Source organism: Cryobacterium sp. Hh38 (genome assembly GCF_004403235.1).
GTDB lineage: Bacteria > Actinomycetota > Actinomycetes > Actinomycetales > Microbacteriaceae > Cryobacterium > Cryobacterium levicorallinum.
This window is the reverse complement of the sequence record NZ_SOHD01000042.1, coordinates 25,044-40,881: the sequence shown is the minus strand read 5'-3', so window position 1 is coordinate 40,881 and position 15,838 is coordinate 25,044. Positions and strand designations below refer to the sequence as shown.

Annotated in this window: 11 protein-coding genes, 1 pseudogene and 1 riboswitch; of the genes and pseudogenes, 6 read left to right on the top strand and 6 right to left on the bottom strand. The window is 67.2% G+C overall.

The window, feature by feature from the left end:
* Positions 1 to 90: 90 nt before the first annotated feature.
* Positions 91 to 2,184, top strand: a complete 2,094-nt coding sequence (locus E3T41_RS14300) for a heavy metal translocating P-type ATPase (RefSeq protein ID WP_134479178.1) — start codon at positions 91 to 93, stop codon at positions 2,182 to 2,184.
* 106 nt (positions 2,185 to 2,290) lie between these two features.
* Here E3T41_RS14300 and E3T41_RS14295 read toward each other — a convergent pair whose 3' ends face one another.
* Genes E3T41_RS14295 through E3T41_RS14285 form a run of 3 tightly spaced genes read right to left on the bottom strand, consistent with a single transcriptional unit; the run spans position 2,291 to position 5,132 of the window.
* Positions 2,291 to 3,295, bottom strand: a complete 1,005-nt coding sequence (locus E3T41_RS14295) for a DMT family transporter (protein ID WP_134479177.1) — start codon at positions 3,293 to 3,295, stop codon at positions 2,291 to 2,293.
* 28 nt (positions 3,296 to 3,323) lie between these two features.
* The gene (locus tag E3T41_RS14290) at positions 3,324 to 4,268 is read right to left on the bottom strand and encodes an aldose 1-epimerase family protein (RefSeq protein WP_092449664.1); all 945 of its coding nucleotides are present in this window, start codon (positions 4,266 to 4,268) and stop codon (positions 3,324 to 3,326) included.
* 9 nt (positions 4,269 to 4,277) lie between these two features.
* Complete coding sequence (locus E3T41_RS14285) at positions 4,278 to 5,132, bottom strand: DeoR/GlpR family DNA-binding transcription regulator (RefSeq protein ID WP_104132262.1); 855 nt, start codon at positions 5,130 to 5,132, stop codon at positions 4,278 to 4,280.
* An 85-nt stretch (positions 5,133 to 5,217) separates the two neighbouring features.
* On the opposite strand from E3T41_RS14285, the gene galT reads away from it, so the two are divergent.
* Positions 5,218 to 6,396 carry a galactose-1-phosphate uridylyltransferase gene (gene galT, locus E3T41_RS14280; protein ID WP_134479175.1) on the top strand — a complete coding sequence of 393 codons (1,179 nt, stop codon included), beginning with the start codon at positions 5,218 to 5,220 and terminating at the stop codon, positions 6,394 to 6,396.
* Positions 6,393 to 7,565, top strand: coding sequence for a galactokinase (galK, locus tag E3T41_RS14275; protein ID WP_092449658.1), 1,173 nt, complete (start codon positions 6,393 to 6,395; stop codon positions 7,563 to 7,565). The genes galT and galK overlap by 4 nt, the downstream gene beginning before the upstream one ends.
* On the opposite strand, the gene E3T41_RS14270 is transcribed toward galK, so the two are convergent.
* Positions 7,558 to 8,604, bottom strand: a complete 1,047-nt coding sequence (locus E3T41_RS14270) for a LacI family DNA-binding transcriptional regulator (RefSeq protein ID WP_307725685.1) — start codon at positions 8,602 to 8,604, stop codon at positions 7,558 to 7,560. The genes galK and E3T41_RS14270 overlap by 8 nt on opposite strands.
* 250 nt (positions 8,605 to 8,854) lie before the next feature.
* Between E3T41_RS14270 and araB the strand changes: the two genes are divergently transcribed.
* The 3 genes from araB (at position 8,855) to E3T41_RS14255 (ending at position 13,017) form a co-directional block, all read left to right on the top strand.
* Positions 8,855 to 10,558, top strand: coding sequence for a ribulokinase (gene araB, locus E3T41_RS14265; RefSeq protein WP_092449654.1), 1,704 nt, complete (start codon positions 8,855 to 8,857; stop codon positions 10,556 to 10,558).
* A gap of 66 nt (positions 10,559 to 10,624) precedes the next feature.
* On the top strand, positions 10,625 to 12,142 hold the full coding sequence (araA, locus tag E3T41_RS14260; RefSeq protein ID WP_104132258.1) for an L-arabinose isomerase: 1,518 nt from the start codon (positions 10,625 to 10,627) through the stop codon (positions 12,140 to 12,142).
* A 332-nt stretch (positions 12,143 to 12,474) separates the two neighbouring features.
* On the top strand, positions 12,475 to 13,017 hold the full coding sequence (locus E3T41_RS14255) for a gamma carbonic anhydrase family protein (RefSeq protein ID WP_092449650.1): 543 nt from the start codon (positions 12,475 to 12,477) through the stop codon (positions 13,015 to 13,017).
* 163 nt (positions 13,018 to 13,180) lie between these two features.
* On the opposite strand, the pseudogene E3T41_RS14250 reads toward E3T41_RS14255, so the two are convergent.
* Positions 13,181 to 14,082 (bottom strand): annotated as a pseudogene (locus E3T41_RS14250) (bifunctional methylenetetrahydrofolate dehydrogenase/methenyltetrahydrofolate cyclohydrolase); the annotation flags it as partial.
* 225 nt (positions 14,083 to 14,307) lie between these two features.
* Complete coding sequence (glyA, locus tag E3T41_RS14245; RefSeq protein WP_277870975.1) at positions 14,308 to 15,600, bottom strand: serine hydroxymethyltransferase; 1,293 nt, start codon at positions 15,598 to 15,600, stop codon at positions 14,308 to 14,310.
* 21 nt (positions 15,601 to 15,621) lie between these two features.
* Positions 15,622 to 15,710, bottom strand: a riboswitch (ZMP/ZTP riboswitch).
* Positions 15,711 to 15,838: the final 128 nt, after the last annotated feature.

Genomic DNA, 15,838 nt, shown 5'->3' with positions numbered 1-15,838 from the left:
CGGCTCGGTGAGGCGGCGCACAGCGGATGCGTGAGCGCAACTTTAGGGATACCCTAAGGGGGTATCGATCGATTCAGTACCGAGGAAACTATGACGAACCCCAACGAGCACCACGGCACAATCACAAGTCCCGAGCACTCCGCGATGGACCATTCCGCCATGGACCACGGCGCCATGAACCACGCCGGGCACGGTGACCACGTCGGGCAGTTTAGGCGCTTGTTCTGGACCATGCTCGTGTTCGCTGTGCCCGTGGTCGGATTCAGCCACATGTTTTCGATGTTCGTCGGCTACGCGTTGCCGAACGTGGTGGGCATCAGCTGGATCTCCCCCGTACTCGGCACCGTCATGTACGTCTGGGGCGGCCGGCCGTTTCTGACCGGGGCTTTTTCCGAGCTGAAAACTCGCAAGCCCGGCATGATGCTGCTGATCGCGCTCGCGATCACGGTCGCGTTTTTCGCGTCCTGGGGCGCGAGCCTCGGCCTCATCGATGCCGAGCTCGACTTCTGGTGGGAACTCGCCCTGCTGATCGTGATTATGCTGCTCGGGCACTGGATCGAGATGCGGTCGCTCGCGCAGACAACCACTGCCCTGGAATCGCTCGCCGCGCTGCTGCCGGATGAGGCAGAGCGAGTTGAGGGCGACGCCATTGTGGTGGTCTCGCCGAGCGATCTGGTGCTCGGCGACCTCGTCGTGGTGCGGCCCGGCGGGCGCGTGCCCGCTGACGGAGAGATCACCGAGGGCACGGCCGACGTCGACGAGTCCATGATCACCGGCGAATCACGCCCGGTGCAGCGCACTGTCGGCGACCAGGTCGTGGCGGGCACGGTCGCGACCGATTCCGCCCTGCGGGTGCGCGTGACCGCGGTCGGCGATGACACCGCGCTGGCCGGAATCCAGCGACTCGTCACCGAAGCGCAGGGCTCGTCGTCGCGGGCGCAGCGCATCGCCGATCGGGCAGCCGGGTGGCTGTTCTGGTTTGCGCTCGGCGCCGGAGTGATCACCGCGATCGTGTGGACCGCGCTCGGCCAGCCGCAGGATGCCGTGGTGCGCACCATCACCGTGCTCGTGATCGCCTGCCCGCACGCCCTCGGGCTGGCGATTCCGCTCGTGGTGTCGATCGCCACCGAACGCGCCGCGAAGGGCGGCGTGCTGATCAAGGACCGCCTCGCCCTCGAGAGCATGCGCCAGGTCACTTCGGTGCTGTTCGACAAAACCGGCACGCTCACCAAGGGCGAGCCCACGGTCAGCCACCTCGCCGTCATTCAAGCGGATGCCGCGGCTTCGGTTCCGATCACCGCGGACGAGGTGCTCGCCTGGGCGGCCGCGGTTGAAGGTGACAGTGAGCATCCGCTTGCCCGCGCCATTGTCTCGGCGGCGCGCACCCGCGGGCTGACCGTGCCGCGTGCGAGCGAGTTTCAGACTGCCGCGGCGGTCGGCGTGACCGGCCTGGTCGACGGGCGTCGGATCGGTGTCGGCGGGCCGAATATGCTCGATGAGCACGGGGCGGCGCCGCTGGCCGAGACCGATGCGTGGCAGAGTCAGGGTGCGATCATTCTGCACGTGCTGCGGGACGGTGAAGTCATCGGTGCGATCGGCCTCGCCGACGAGATTCGCGAGGAATCACGGCAAGCCGTTGACGCCCTGCACCGACAGGGCATCGAGGTCGTCATGATCACCGGCGATGCCGAGGCGGTGGCCCAGTCGGTGGCTGCTGAGCTCGGAATCGACCGGGTGTTCGCGGGCGTGCACCCGGAGGACAAGGCGCGCAAGGTCGCCGAGCTGCAGCACGAGGGCCGCCGCGTGGCGATGGTCGGCGACGGCGTCAACGACGCTCCAGCGCTCGCCCAGGCCGATGTCGGTATCGCGATCGGCGCCGGCACCGACGTGGCGATCGCGTCGGCTGGCGTCATTCTGGCGAGCGACGACCCGCGCTCGGTGCTCTCGGTGATCGAGCTGTCGCGGGCGAGCTACCGCAAGATGAAGCAGAACCTGTGGTGGGCGGCGGGCTACAACCTGCTCTCGGTTCCGCTCGCCGCCGGAGTGCTCGCGCCGATCGGGTTCGTGCTGCCGATGGAGATCGGCGCGCTGCTCATGTCGGTGTCCACCGTGGTCGTCGCGCTCAACGCGCAGCTGCTGCGTCGCCTCGACCTACGGCCGGAGTCGAGCGTACGCGAGCGCTAGCGGTCTCGACCAGTGGATGCCCGGGCATCCACTCACCGAGCCGTGAGTTTCAGGCATCGAGCCGTGAGTTTCAGGCAGATTTGAGCCGCCAGAATCGGGCCGAAACTCACGGCTCGGCGAGCTCGTCGGGCCGAAACTCACGGCTCGGCGAGCAACCGGGGCCCCCGACGTCGGGCTGGTTCGGGCGCGCCGCGCTCATCCGGTGACCGGCCTCGATGCGCTGGCCCCAGAAGGTTCCGGCAATGATGAGGATCGCCCCGAGAGCGCCCACCAGGCCGAGTGTTTCGCTGCCGAGCGACACTCCCACGAGCACCGCCCAGATCGGTTCGGTGCCCATGAGCAGGCTGGCCCTGGCCGCCGAGGTGCGGCGAATCGCCCACATCTGGGCCAGAAACGCGAACACGCTGCAGGCCAGGCCCAGGTAGAGCACGCCGATCCAGGCGGCTACATCAAAAGTCGAAATCGCCGCGACCAGTCCGGCAACGTCGAATGCCGTGAACACGACCGCGCCGACGAGCGCCTGGAGCAGGGTAAGGGTGATGGTGCTGTCGCTCCGGCCGCGAGTGAGGTGGCCCATCATGGTCACGTGCAGGGATCGCACGAGTGCCGCCGCCAGAATGAGCAAGTCGCCCACATTCGGCTCGGCGAATCCGTTGCCCGAGACCAGCAGGGCGACGCCGACGACAGCGAGCACCGCGGCCACAAAGAACGGGCGCGGCAGCCAGCGCCGGGCCGCGACCGACTCCAGCACCGGTGTGACGATGATGGTGAGGCTGATGATGAGCCCGGCATTCGTGGCGGAGGTGAACGCGACTCCCTGAGTTTCCAGCCACAGGATGCTCGCCTGCGTCACCCCGAGGAGCAGCCCTAGCCCGAGCGCTCGCCGCGTTGGAAGCCGTTCGCGCCGCACGACCCAGACGATCAGCAGTGCCAGGGCCGCCACCAGAAACCGCAGGGCGAGCACGGCCGACACGCTCGCCTGCTCGGTGAGCACCTTCGCGCTCAGATAGCTGCCACCCCAGACCGCGGCCACGAGCAGCAGCACGAGGTCGACGCGGTACCGCCCGAGAGCGTGCGGCAGGCGCGTACGTCGGTTAAAGACTGTGATCATGGGGCAATGCTGCTCGGCGACATCCGCGTTAGGCCGACAGGTCAAACCCGGTAGGACGGATGCCCCAGCGCACGACCCACTGCTCCCCCGGCTCCAGCCAGTGCAGGCCCGCACCGGAATTGAAGGCATCGGCGGGCGCCGTCATGGGTTCGATGGCGATCGCCTGGCCGCGAATCGGCTCGGCGCCGGCGGTGCTCACCGGAAAGATGCGCGGTGTGAACACCTGCACGTAGCGCATGTTCTCGTCGCCCCAGAGGGTGACGCGGCGGCCATCCGCTGCGGTGAGGGTGTGTTCGCCAGCACTTCCAACCCCGCCAAACCCATCGTCAAGATCGAGGTCGCCGACCGCGATGCCCGCGCGAAGGTCAAACCGGGTGTCGTCGACCGGGGTCTCGCCGGTCGGGTTGAGGCGGTCGTCCACGTCGAGGTGGGTCGCGGCATCCACTCTCACGACGAGGTCGCCGGTCGGTACGTCGCCAATTTTCAAATACGGATGCGCCCCCACGGCCACCGGCGCGGCCTCGGCGCCAACGTTGGTCACCCGGTGCGTCACGTTCAGGCCCTCGGCGGTGAGGGCGTAGGTCACCTCGGTCTCGAGGTGGAACGGATAGCCGGACTGGGGGAAGACGGTGGCGCCGAGCGTCACCGAGTCGCTCTGCCGGGACAGTTCACGATAGGCGGCAAAACGCAGCAGCCCGTGGATGGCGTTCTGCCGGGTCGGCTCGGTGAGCGCCAGTTGACGTTTGATGCCGTTCTGAGTCCACTGACCGTCACGAATGCGGTTGGGCCAGGGCACGAGGACGATTCCGGCTGCCATCGGTGGCTGCACGAACTCGTCGAAGGTCTCGACCAGGTCTATGCCATTCACGGAATATGCCCGCAGACCGGCCGCCACCTCCGTCACGACCGCTCGGGTCGTTCCGCTCGGTGTCTGCAGGGTCAGGTCATATTGAATTCCGGTGGGTGCGCGCATCCGATCAGCCTATGGCCGCGGCTGCGCCGCTTGGGCGAGCAAAACGCAGAGCCCGCCCTCGCGCAGCGCTTTCAGTGCTCCAGCGTCGGCAGCGGCATCGGTAATCAGGGTGTGGAAAGCGCTCAGCGGGCCGACCCGACCGAGGTGCACCTGGCCGAGCTTGGAACGATCAGCCACGACGATCACCCGCTCCGCCGCGGCGAGCATGAGCGCCTTGACCCCCGCCTCTGGGAGGTTGATGTTGGTCACGCCGCCGTCCAGATCGACGCCGTTGCAACCGATAAAGGCCAGGTCCGCGTGAATCTGGCTCAGCACCAGGCCGGCGAGCGGATCGACCAGGGAGTGCTGCAGCGGCCTCAGCGACCCGCCGGTGACGATCACGGTAAATCGGGGGATGGCCTTTTCCAGTTCGAGGGCGATGCTGAGCCCATTGGTGATGATGACCACGTCGTGCAGGTCTTCTCGCGCAACCAGGGCGCGGGCGATGGCGTGGGTTGTCGTGCCGACGTCAAGAATCACGCTCTGCCCGCTCTGCACGAGGGCAGCCGCGATCTGGGCAATCTGCTGTTTGGGAACAACGGATGCTCCGAGCGCCTCCTCGAACGAGGGCTCACGTTCGGCCCGTTGACCCGCACCCGGGGACTGGGCCGGCACCGCTCCGCCGTGTACGCGCCGCACGCCACCCTGAAGCTCGAGGGCATCGAGGTCGGCCCTGGCGGTCACACCGGAAATGCCAAAGGCGCTGCGCAGCTCGCTCACCCGCACAAACCCGCGTTCGTCAACGAGTTGCTGTGCTTGCTCCCGACGAACGTGTGCGGGAAGTGGATCGGGTAGCGGGCTGCGCGTCTCGTCGTTCTCGATCATTCCCCCAGTATCACTTACTTACTTTTACTTTTCAATACGAAATATTATGGTTTCGCTTGCGCAAATTTGATATTGTGGCAGTGCCATGACGAACTCAAAGCCCCGCCTCCCCCACTTTGTCGCCGACGAGACCATAGCCCGGCAATCCAGTACCCTGGCCGACGGTCGCGACCTTATCTATTTCGACGACCCCGACACCACCTTGTCGCCCGATCGCGCCCCCGATCTGCGGGAGCCCAGCGAACGCGCGACCACCGCGACTATGCGTCAGGACCCCCTCACCGGGGAATGGGTCTCGATCGCCGCCAACCGCCAAAACCGGGTTTTCCTCCCGCCGGCCACGCAAGACCCGCTCGCACCGCAGTCGCCAGGTAATGCGTCGGAGATCCCGAGCAATTACGACGTAGCCGTGTTTGAGAACAAGTCCCCGTCGTTTGGTCCACTGGTAGCGGATGCTCCCACGGATCTGGCCGATCTCGACCGCATCGGTATCGGTCGCACCCGCCGGTCCGTCGGCCGCTGCGAAGTGGTCTGCTTCAGCCCCGAAAACGAGGGATCCTTTGCGAGCCTGTCGGCAACCAGAGCTCGAACCGTGATCGAAGCCTGGGCCGAACGCACCCACGTACTGTCGCAGCTGCCGGGTATTGAACAAGTATTCCCGTTTGAGAATAGAGGCGAGCAGATCGGGGTGACCCTGCGGCATCCGCACGGCCAGATCTACTCCTACCCCTACGTCACCCCCCGAACGCAGCGCCTGGCCGACTCGCTCGAGAACTATGGGCCCACCCTGTTCGCCGATATTCTGGCCAGCGAACAGGCCAGCGACCGGGTGATTCTCCGCGGCGAACACTGGACCGCGTTCGTGCCGTTCGCCGCGCGCTGGCCCATCGAAGTGCACATGCTTCCGCACCGCCAGGTACCCGACTTTGCCGAGACCACCCTCGCCGAACGCGACGAGCTGGCCGTGTTGTACCGTCGGCTGCTGCGCGGCATCGATGCGATCTACTCAACCCCGACTCCCTATATCGCCGCCTGGCATCAAGCACCGGTTCGGGTGCATCGCACGGACATCCGTCTAATGCTTCAGCTGACCAGCCCGAGGCGTGCCGAGGACAAGCTCAAGTTCCTCGCTGGCTCGGAGGCAGCGATGGGTGCTTGGATCGGCGATGTCACTCCAGAGGATGCCGCGGCCACGATTCGCGCAGCCGTCGCGCGAGCCGCCGAGGCGGACGCTGCCAACGAAACTGACGGAACACCCTCGTGAATGATCTGGATCGCGCCGCCCAGGCCGACTTCGCGAACCGCTTCAATCGCACCGCGACCGGACTGTGGTCGGCGCCCGGTCGAGTGAATCTGATCGGTGAGCACACCGATTACAACGACGGATTCGTGCTGCCTCTCGCCATCGACCGGCGCACCGTCGTTGCGCTGGCGACGAGGACCGACCGGGTTATTCGCGTGGCCAGTTCTTTCGCCGCCGAGACCGTCGCTGTGTCGCTCGACGAACTGGTTCCCGAAAACCTGAACGGCTGGTCGGCCTACCCGCTCGGCGTAGCCTGGGCGCTGGGACAGTTCGGAGCAGACCTCGCTGTTCTGCCGGGGTTCGACATCTATGTCGACTCCGATGTGCCGGTCGGGGCCGGACTCTCCTCATCGGCCGCGCTCGAATGCGCCGTCGCGGTCGCCCTCAACGAGGTCTGGGGCCTGAACCTCGATCGGCCGACCCTGGCACGGGTCGGCCAGCTCGCCGAGAACCGCGTCGTGGGCGCCCCAACAGGCATCATGGACCAGTCGGCGTCACTGCTCGGCCAGGTCGACGCGGCCGTGTTTCTGGACTGCCGGAGCCTCGCGGCCGAGGTGATCCCGCTCGGACTCAACCCGGCCGGCCTGGAACTGCTGATCATCGACACCCGGGTCAGCCACTCGCACGCAACGGGCGGTTACGCCGCGCGCCGCGCGTCCTGCGAGGCCGGCGCCCGCATCATGGGGGTGCCCGCCCTGCGCGATCTCAGCGTCGACGATCTCCCCCGAGCGCAGGCGCTGCTCGACGACGAAACCTTTCGCCGGGTGCGCCACATCGTCACCGAGAATCAGCGCGTACTCGACACCGTGCAGACCCTGCGAGTGAGCGGATGCGCCGCGATCGGCGATCTGCTCGATGCCTCGCACCGGTCGATGCGGGACGACTTCGAGATTTCAGCGCCGGAGCTCGACCTCGCCGTGGTCACCGCACGGGCGGCCGGCGCGATCGGTGCGCGCATGACCGGTGGCGGTTTCGGCGGCGCGGCCATCGCCCTGACTCCGACTGAATTCGTGCCCGCCGTACAGGCCGCCGTTCTCGCCGCCTTCGCCGCCCACGGCTTCACCACCCCCGACCTGTTCGTGGTGCACGCCGCCGATGGAGCCGCCCGCGACGGCAGTCCGCTCAACTAGCGGAACGAGCGCGGCGCTGACCCGGCGCCGCGGTGCTGTCGCGCACCACCAGGACCGGCTGGATGACCGGGATCAGCTCCGCGGGCTCGCCGCCCATCAGCCGCAGCACCCGGTCCACCGCCAGCCGGCCGACCTCGTTGAAGTCGAGCCGAACGGTCGTGAGGCCAGGTTGAAAATAGCGGGCCTCGCTCATGTCATCGAAGCCGACGACGCTCACGTCGCCGGGCACGTCGATCCCTCGTTCGGTGAGGGCTTTAATGACTCCGAGCGCCATCGCGTCGTTGGCCACCAGGACCGCGGTGATCGTGGGATCCTCGGCAATGGCCACTCCGGCCCGGTAGCCGGAATCGGCTGTCCAATCCTCGGTGCAGAACTCGGGATTGACCGTTCGGTGGCGCCGCGCGAGTTCGGACAGCCATCCGGCGCGCCGTGCCTCCGAAGCCATCCAGCCGGGTGGCCCGCCGACGTGCCAGACCGTGTCGTGCCCCAGATCAAGCAGGTGCCGGGTCGCCAGCTGTGCTCCCAGCGCATCGTCCATCGACACCGCCGTCGAACTCGCGGGTGAACCCTGCTCGAACCGTACGATCGCCACCTCGGGATCCAGCCCCAGCAATACCGGGGCGGCGGCCGTCATCGGCGCGAGCACGATGATCCCATCGACCGCATCGGCGACGAGCGTATCGAGCGCGGTACGGATGCCGGCCGAATCGATCCGGGGAATGGTCACCAGACTGGTCGTATAGCCGTTGCGCCGCGCCTCTTCGGCAACACCGAAGAGCACCAGGGCGGAACCGTGCACTGGAAGGGAATGGGACACCACACCCAGATTCATGGATCGGTTCGTGGCCAGGGCATGTGCGGCCCAATTGCGGTTGTACCGCAACTGCGCAATGGCCCGTTCGACGCGGTCCCGCACCTCGGCGCCCACGTTGCTGTGCCCGTTGACGACCCGGGAGACGGTTTGTTGTGACACCCCGGCGAGTTTCGCAACGTCGATCATGCGTACGCTCTGACCGCGCGGCCGAGGTTCCCTAGCCATGCGACTCCTCCCCTCCGAGGCGACAACCCCGGTCGCCTCATGTTAGCGCACCATGAATAGCGTCAGAAGGGCTCGAAAACCAAGCCGAACAGTCCTCTGACCAATTGTCGATCAGCGAAACCAGGGTAGAAATTGTCAATTGACAGGAAGTGATAGTGCGCTAACATTCAGTAATCGTGATCGGTCATCGACGGCGAGTATCTCGCGCACGTGACCGATCGCATCCGCATGCCGCCAAGGGAGTCGATCAGTGAGCACGACCGCAGAGCAATCGCGCGCAGACGCACCAGCCGGGACCGAGTCCTACGTCATCGGCATCGATTACGGAACACTATCCGGCCGCGCGGTCGTCGTGCGCGTCTCGGACGGCGCCGAACTCGGCTCGGCCGTGCTCGACTATCCCCACGCGGTCATGGACACCACCCTCCAGGCCACGGGCGCGAAGCTGCCACCGGAGTGGGCCCTGCAGGTTCCCCAGGACTACGTTGCCGTGCTGAAGAGCGCCGTTCCGGCAGCACTAGCCAGTGCGGGAATCGACCCGGCCCGGGTCATCGGCATCGGCACCGATTTCACCGCCTGCACGATGGTTCCGGTCATCACCGACGGTACCCCGCTCAACGAGCTGCCGGAGTACGCCGACCGTCCGCACGCCTACGTCAAGCTGTGGAAGCACCATTCTGCGCAGCCCCAGGCCGACCGCATCAACGATCTCGCTACCTCGCGCGACGAAAGCTGGCTGCCCCGCTATGGTGGGCTCATCTCCAGCGAATGGGAATTCGCCAAGGGATTGCAGCTCCTCGAGGAAGATCCGGAGTTATACGAGCGCATGGACCACTGGGTCGAGGCCGCGGACTGGATCGTCTGGCAGCTCACCGGCCGGTATGTGCGCAACGCCTGCACCGCCGGCTACAAGGGAATCTTGCAGGACGGCGAGTACCCGAGTGAGGAATTTCTCGGGGCGCTCAATCCGGCTTTCTCCCGGTTCGCCCTCGACAAGGTGACCCACGAGATCGGCCAACTGGGAGCATCCGCCGGCACCCTCACGGCCGAAGCCGCGGCCTGGACGGGACTACCCGAGGGTATTCACGTCAGCGTCGGCAACGTCGATGCGCACGTCACGGCACCGGCCGCGCGCGCCGTGAACCCAGGCCAGATGGTAGCCATTATGGGCACGAGCACCTGCCACGTCATGAATTCGGATCGACTCGCCGAGGTACCCGGCATGTGCGGCGTCGTTGACGGTGGCATCGTCTCCGGGCTGTACGGGTACGAAGCCGGCCAGTCCGGCGTGGGCGACATCTTCGCCTGGTATGTCAACAACCAGGTTCCCGAACGGTACTTTGCCGCGGCGGAGGCTGCGGGCCTGAGCGTGCACCAGTATCTGACCGAACTGATCAAGGACCAGCCGGTCGGCGGGCACGGCCTGATCGCCCTCGACTGGCACAGCGGCAACCGTTCGGTACTCGTGGACCATGAGCTCTCCGGCCTCGTGCTCGGCACGACGCTCACCACCCGACCGGAGGAGGTCTACCGCGCCCTGCTCGAAGCCACGGCGTTCGGCGCCCGCACCATCGTGGAAACTTTCAACGCCAGCGGAGTGCCGGTGACCGAGTTCATCGTGGCCGGCGGACTGCTCAAGAATGCGTTCCTCATGCAGACCTACAGTGACATTCTGCGGATGCCCATCTCCACGATTGACAGCGAGCAGGGGCCTGCACTCGGCTCCGCCATCCACGCCGCCGTGGCCGCCGGCGCGTATCCGGACGTGCGCGCGGCGGGCGAGGCCATGGGCAAGCTCAACCAGAACGTGTACACGCCCGATGCCGAGTCGGCCACGGCCTACGACCAGCTCTTCGCCGAGTATTCTCTGCTGCACGACTACTTCGGCCGCGGCGCAAACGACGTCATGCACCGGCTCAAGGGCCTCAAACGCGACGCCGGCGCGGCGGCGTGACCACCTGCCTCGACGCCGCAATCACCTCACACTTCAACCGCTAGCAGTACAAGGAGCACTCAACCCATGCCTTCTCTCACCACGACCCTCGATCACGTAGAAGTCTGGTTTCTCACCGGCAGCCAGAACCTCTACGGCGAGGAGACGCTGCGGCAGGTCGCCGATCAGTCCAGAGCCATCGCCGACGCGCTCGGCGCGACCAGCGATATCCCGGTGAAAATCGTGTGGAAACCGGTGCTCAAGGACTCCGAATCGATCCGCCGGGCGGCACTCGACGCGAACTCCGACGACGCGGTGATCGGCCTGATCGCCTGGATGCACACCTTCTCGCCCGCGAAGATGTGGATCTCCGGGCTCGACGCTCTGACCAAACCGCTGCTGCACCTGCACACTCAGGCCAACGTGGAGCTGCCCTGGAGCGAGATCGACTTCGACTTCATGAACCTCAACCAGGCCGCCCACGGCGACCGTGAGTTCGGCTATATCCAGACCCGGCTCGGGGTATCCCGCAAGACCGTCGTCGGCCACGTCTCCAACCCGGCCGTGACTCGCACCATCGGCACCTGGACCCGCGCTGCCGCCGGCTGGGCGGCGAGCCGCAGCATGAAACTCGCCCGGTTCGGCGACAACATGCGCTACGTCGCCGTCACCGAGGGCGACAAGACCGAGGCCGAATTGCGCTTCGGGGTGCAGGTGAACACCTGGCCGGTCAATGAACTCGCCGAGGCAGTGCACGCGGCAACGGATGCCGAGATCACCGCCCTGATCGCCGAGTATGAAGAGCGCTACGACGTCGTTCCCGAATTGCGCACCGGCGGCGAACGCCACGAGTCGCTCCGCTACGGCGCCGCGATCGAGATCGGGCTCAAGTCCTTTCTCGAGGCCGGCGGCTTCAGCGCCTTCACCACGAGCTTCGAAGACCTCGGCGCGCTTCGCCAGCTGCCCGGCCTTGCCGTGCAACGACTGATGGAGCAGGGCTACGGCTTCGCCGGGGAGGGCGACTGGAAGACGGCCATCCTCGTGCGCGTGGCCAATGTAATGGGCGCAGGTCTCCCCGGCGGCGCGAGCCTCATGGAGGATTACACCTACGACCTCACCCCCGGGGCCGAACTCATCCTCGGCGCTCACATGCTCGAGGTCAACCCGGCGCTGGCGACCGAGAAGCCGACCCTCGAGATCCACCCGCTCGGCATCGGTGGCCGCGAGGATCCCGTACGCCTCGTCTTCAACGCTGCCCCCGGCACCGCGGTCGTGGTCGCGATGAGCGACATGCGCGACCGGTTCCGTCTCATCGCGAACGTCGTCGAGGTGGTCGAGCCCACCGAGGCACTCCCGAAACTCCCGGTCGGTCGCGCCGTCTGGCGTCCGGAGCCCGACTTCGCCACCTCAGCCGCAGCCTGGCTAACCGCCGGCGCCGCCCACCACACCGTCATGTCGACGGCCGTCGGCATCGATGCCTTCCAGGACTTCGCCGAGATCGCGCGCACGGAGCTCCTCGTGATCGACAAGTCCACCACCCTGCGCGACTTCACCCGCGAGGTGCGCTGGAACCAGGCCTACTATCGGCTGGCGCAGGGCATCTGATCCCGCCGGGCCGAGTTCGGTCCCGAACTCGGCCGCCAGCGGCCCTCGCGATCGGCCTCCCCAATTCCGGGGCGGGCCGCCTGCGCGTTGCGACGAGCGCGGGCCGCTGCCGGTCGCCGGCTCACCGCACGGGCTCGCTGCCTCCCTGCCGCTGCGCCTCCCGGCCCCGCCTGCCTTGGTACCCGGCCGCCCCCGCTGCCCCGCTCTCTCGCCGCCCCCCCTGCCGCACTGCCTGCCCGGCCGCTCCCACTCCCCGCTGCCTGCCTCGCAGTCTCACTGCCTCGCCGCCTCGCCGCCTCGCCGCCCCGCCGCCCCGGGCTAGGCTGACGCGTATGACTGCTGACAGCGCCGCCCGAATCATCGTCCTGCCGAATACGCCGGCCCCGAGCATCGCCGAGAGCGCGTTCGTCGCTCCGGGCGCGGTGATCGTGGGCAATGTCACCCTCGCCGACCGGGCCAGCGTGTGGTACAACTCCGTGCTGCGCGCCGAACTGGAGCCGATCACGATCGGGGCCGGCTCGAACCTGCAGGACAACGTCTCCTGCCACGTCGACACCGACTTTCCGCTCACCCTCGGCACCGGCGTCTCGGTCGGGCACGGCGCCGTGCTGCACGGCTGCACGATCGAAGACAATGTACTGGTCGGTATGTCCGCGACCATTCTCAACGGCGCCGTCATCGGCACCGGATCCCTCGTCGCTGCCGGAGCCGTCGTGCTCGGCGGAACCGTGGTGCCGCCCGGATCCCTCGTGGCCGGCGTTCCCGCCAAGGTTCGACGCCCGCTGACCGACGACGAGATCGACAGCATCCGTCACAATGCGCAGAACTATTTGGAACACACCGAGCTGCACCGCGCCGCCCTCGCCCAGCCGTAACAAAACGGATGCCCCGCGCGGCCGCTACTGCCGGTAAATAGGCGACGCGCCGTACGAGGCGCACGACGGCAACGGCGTGTAGCGAAACTCACCGGCGTTAGCTACGGCCGGCCGAACCGTCGGCAGAGTCGCTACGCGGGCAGCGTTCACCGCGGCCCGCCGAGCCTCGTGGCCGCGCCGCTACGCGAGCAGCGACTGCTCGGCGGCCTTGACCACGTTCGAGACCAGCATCGCGCGGGTCATCGGGCCGACGCCACGCGGATTCGGCGACAGGTGCCCGGCGACCGCGGCAACATCGGGATGTACGTCACCGGTCAGACGGCCTTTGCCGGTGACTTCGTTGTGCACGCGGGTGATTCCCACGTCCAGGACGGCGGCGCCCGGCTTGATCCAGTCGGCCTGGATCAGGTGCGGCACTCCGACTGCGGCCACGACGATATCGGCACGGCGCACCTCACCGGCGAGGTCGACGGTCCGCGAGTGCGTCAGGGTGACGGTCGCATCGAGGCCCTTGCGGGTGAACAGCAGGCCAAGCGGGCGACCGACGGTGAGGCCGCGACCGACCACGACGACCTTCTTGCCCACGATCGGCACGTCGTAGCGGCGCAGCAGCTCGACGATTCCGGCCGGGGTGCACGGCAGCGGGGAGCGCAGTTCGCCCTCGATCCCGAGCACCAAACGCCCGAGGTTGGTCGGGTGCAGGCCGTCGGCATCCTTCGACGGATCGATCAGTTCGAGCATCGCGTTCTCGTTGTGGCCGACCGGAAGCGGCAGCTGAATGATGTAGCCGGTCACCTCGCGGCTGTTGTTAAGATCCTTGATGGCGGCACGCACGTCGGCACTGGTCGCCGAGCCGGGCAGGTCGATGCGAATCGATTCGATGCCAACCTCGGCGCAGTCGCTGTGCTTGCCTGCGACGTAGGTCTTTGAGCCGGGATCATTGCCGACCAGCAGGGTGGCCAGTCCGGGCACGACACCGTGCGCGCGCAGGGCCACGATGCGATCGCGAAGCTCAGCCTTGATATCAGACGCGGTCTTGACGCCGTCGAGTGTGATTGCCGTCATTTGCGGTTCCCTACTGTTGTGGTTCAGATCGGTATTGTCGTCCAGGTCACTCGGTCGGGGCCCGGGCCCCGTTCGCGGGCCCAGGTTATAACGTGGGCCCAGGGACGGGGCCCAGGCCCCGGACAAAGGTGCGGCGGGGGTGCATCGCGCTGGTCACTCGCAGGCGGGCACGAGATGACGGATGCTGCCGGCCAGGCCGGCCGGCAGCATCCGTTCTCGAAGGAGCTACTGCTCCAGCCCGGAGTACAGCGGGAACGCCTGCGTGAGCGCTCCGACGCGGGTGCGGAGCGCGGCGATGTCGGCGCCGGGCTTGAGTGCCGCGGCGATGACGTCGGCAACCTCGGTGAACTCGGCGTCGCCGAATCCGCGGGTGGCCAGGGCCGGCGTGCCGATACGTAGGCCCGACGTGACCATCGGCGGGCGCGGGTCGAACGGGACGGAGTTGCGGTTCACCGTGATGCCCACCTCGTGCAGGGCATCCTCGGCCTGCTGGCCGTTGATCTCGGAGTGGCGTAGGTCGGCGAGCACGAGGTGCACGTCGGTTCCGCCGGTGAGCACGTCGATGCCGTGCTCGCGCGAGTCATCAGCGGTCAGACGCTCGGCGAGGATTCGGGCACCGCGCAGGGTACGCTCCTGACGTTCCTTGAACTCGGGCTCGGCGGCGAGCTTGAACGCGGTCGCCTTGGCGGCGATCACGTGCATCAGCGGGCCGCCCTGCTGGCCGGGGAACACGTTGGAATTGAGTTTCTTGGCCAGGGTCATGTCCCGCGAGAGGATGAAGCCCGAGCGCGGGCCGGCGAGGGTCTTGTGCACGGTGCTCGACACGACGTCGGCGTAGGGCACGGGCGAGGGGTGCAGGCCGGCGGCGACGAGCCCGGCGAAGTGGGCCATATCCACCCAGAGCAGCGCGCCGACCTCGTCGGCGATGGCGCGGAAAGCTTCGAAGTCGAGGTGACGCGGGTAGGCAGACCAGCCGGCGATAATGACCTTCGGCTTGCTCTCGAGTGCCTTGTCGCGCACGACATTCATGTCGACGCGGAAGGTCTCCGGGTCGACTCCATAGGCGACCGGGTTGTACAGCTTGCCGGAGAAGTTGAGCTTCATACCGTGGGTGAGATGGCCGCCGTGGGCCAGCTCGAGACCGAGGATGGTGTCGCCGGGGGTGGCGATGGCGGAGAGGACTGCGGCGTTCGCTGTGGCGCCGGAGTGCGGCTGCACGTTCGCGTAGGCGGCTCCGAACAGGCTCTTGGCCCGGTCGATGGCGAGCTGCTCGGCGACGTCGACGTACTCGCAGCCGCCGTAGTAGCGGCGTCCAGGGTAGCCCTCGGCGTACTTGTTGGTGAGCACGGAGCCCTGCGACTGCAGCACGGCGCGCGGAACGAAGTTCTCGCTCGCGATCATTTCGAGGTAGTCGCGCTGGCGGCCGAGCTCCTGCTCGAGCACAGCGGCGATCTCGGGGTCAACGACCGAGAGCGGTTCGTTGAAGGTCGACTTCAAGACGGTAGCGGAATCAGGCACGGAGTTCTCCTTATATATGGATGTTGCGGCCCAGGCGTGCGGCCACTAACCGTGTCAGTCGCTCCCCAATGGTGACCCATCTTCGTGCTACGCCAGTTGCGACTCAACCATTATATCAGCGGATGCCGCCGCGCGCGTCTTTTCGTGGCGCTGGTCGGCGCGGCTCCGGTCGCGCGGCACTCGGCAGCCTCGCGGGCACCGCTAGCTCGGGGCGCCACGACCGCTAATGAGTGCCGCG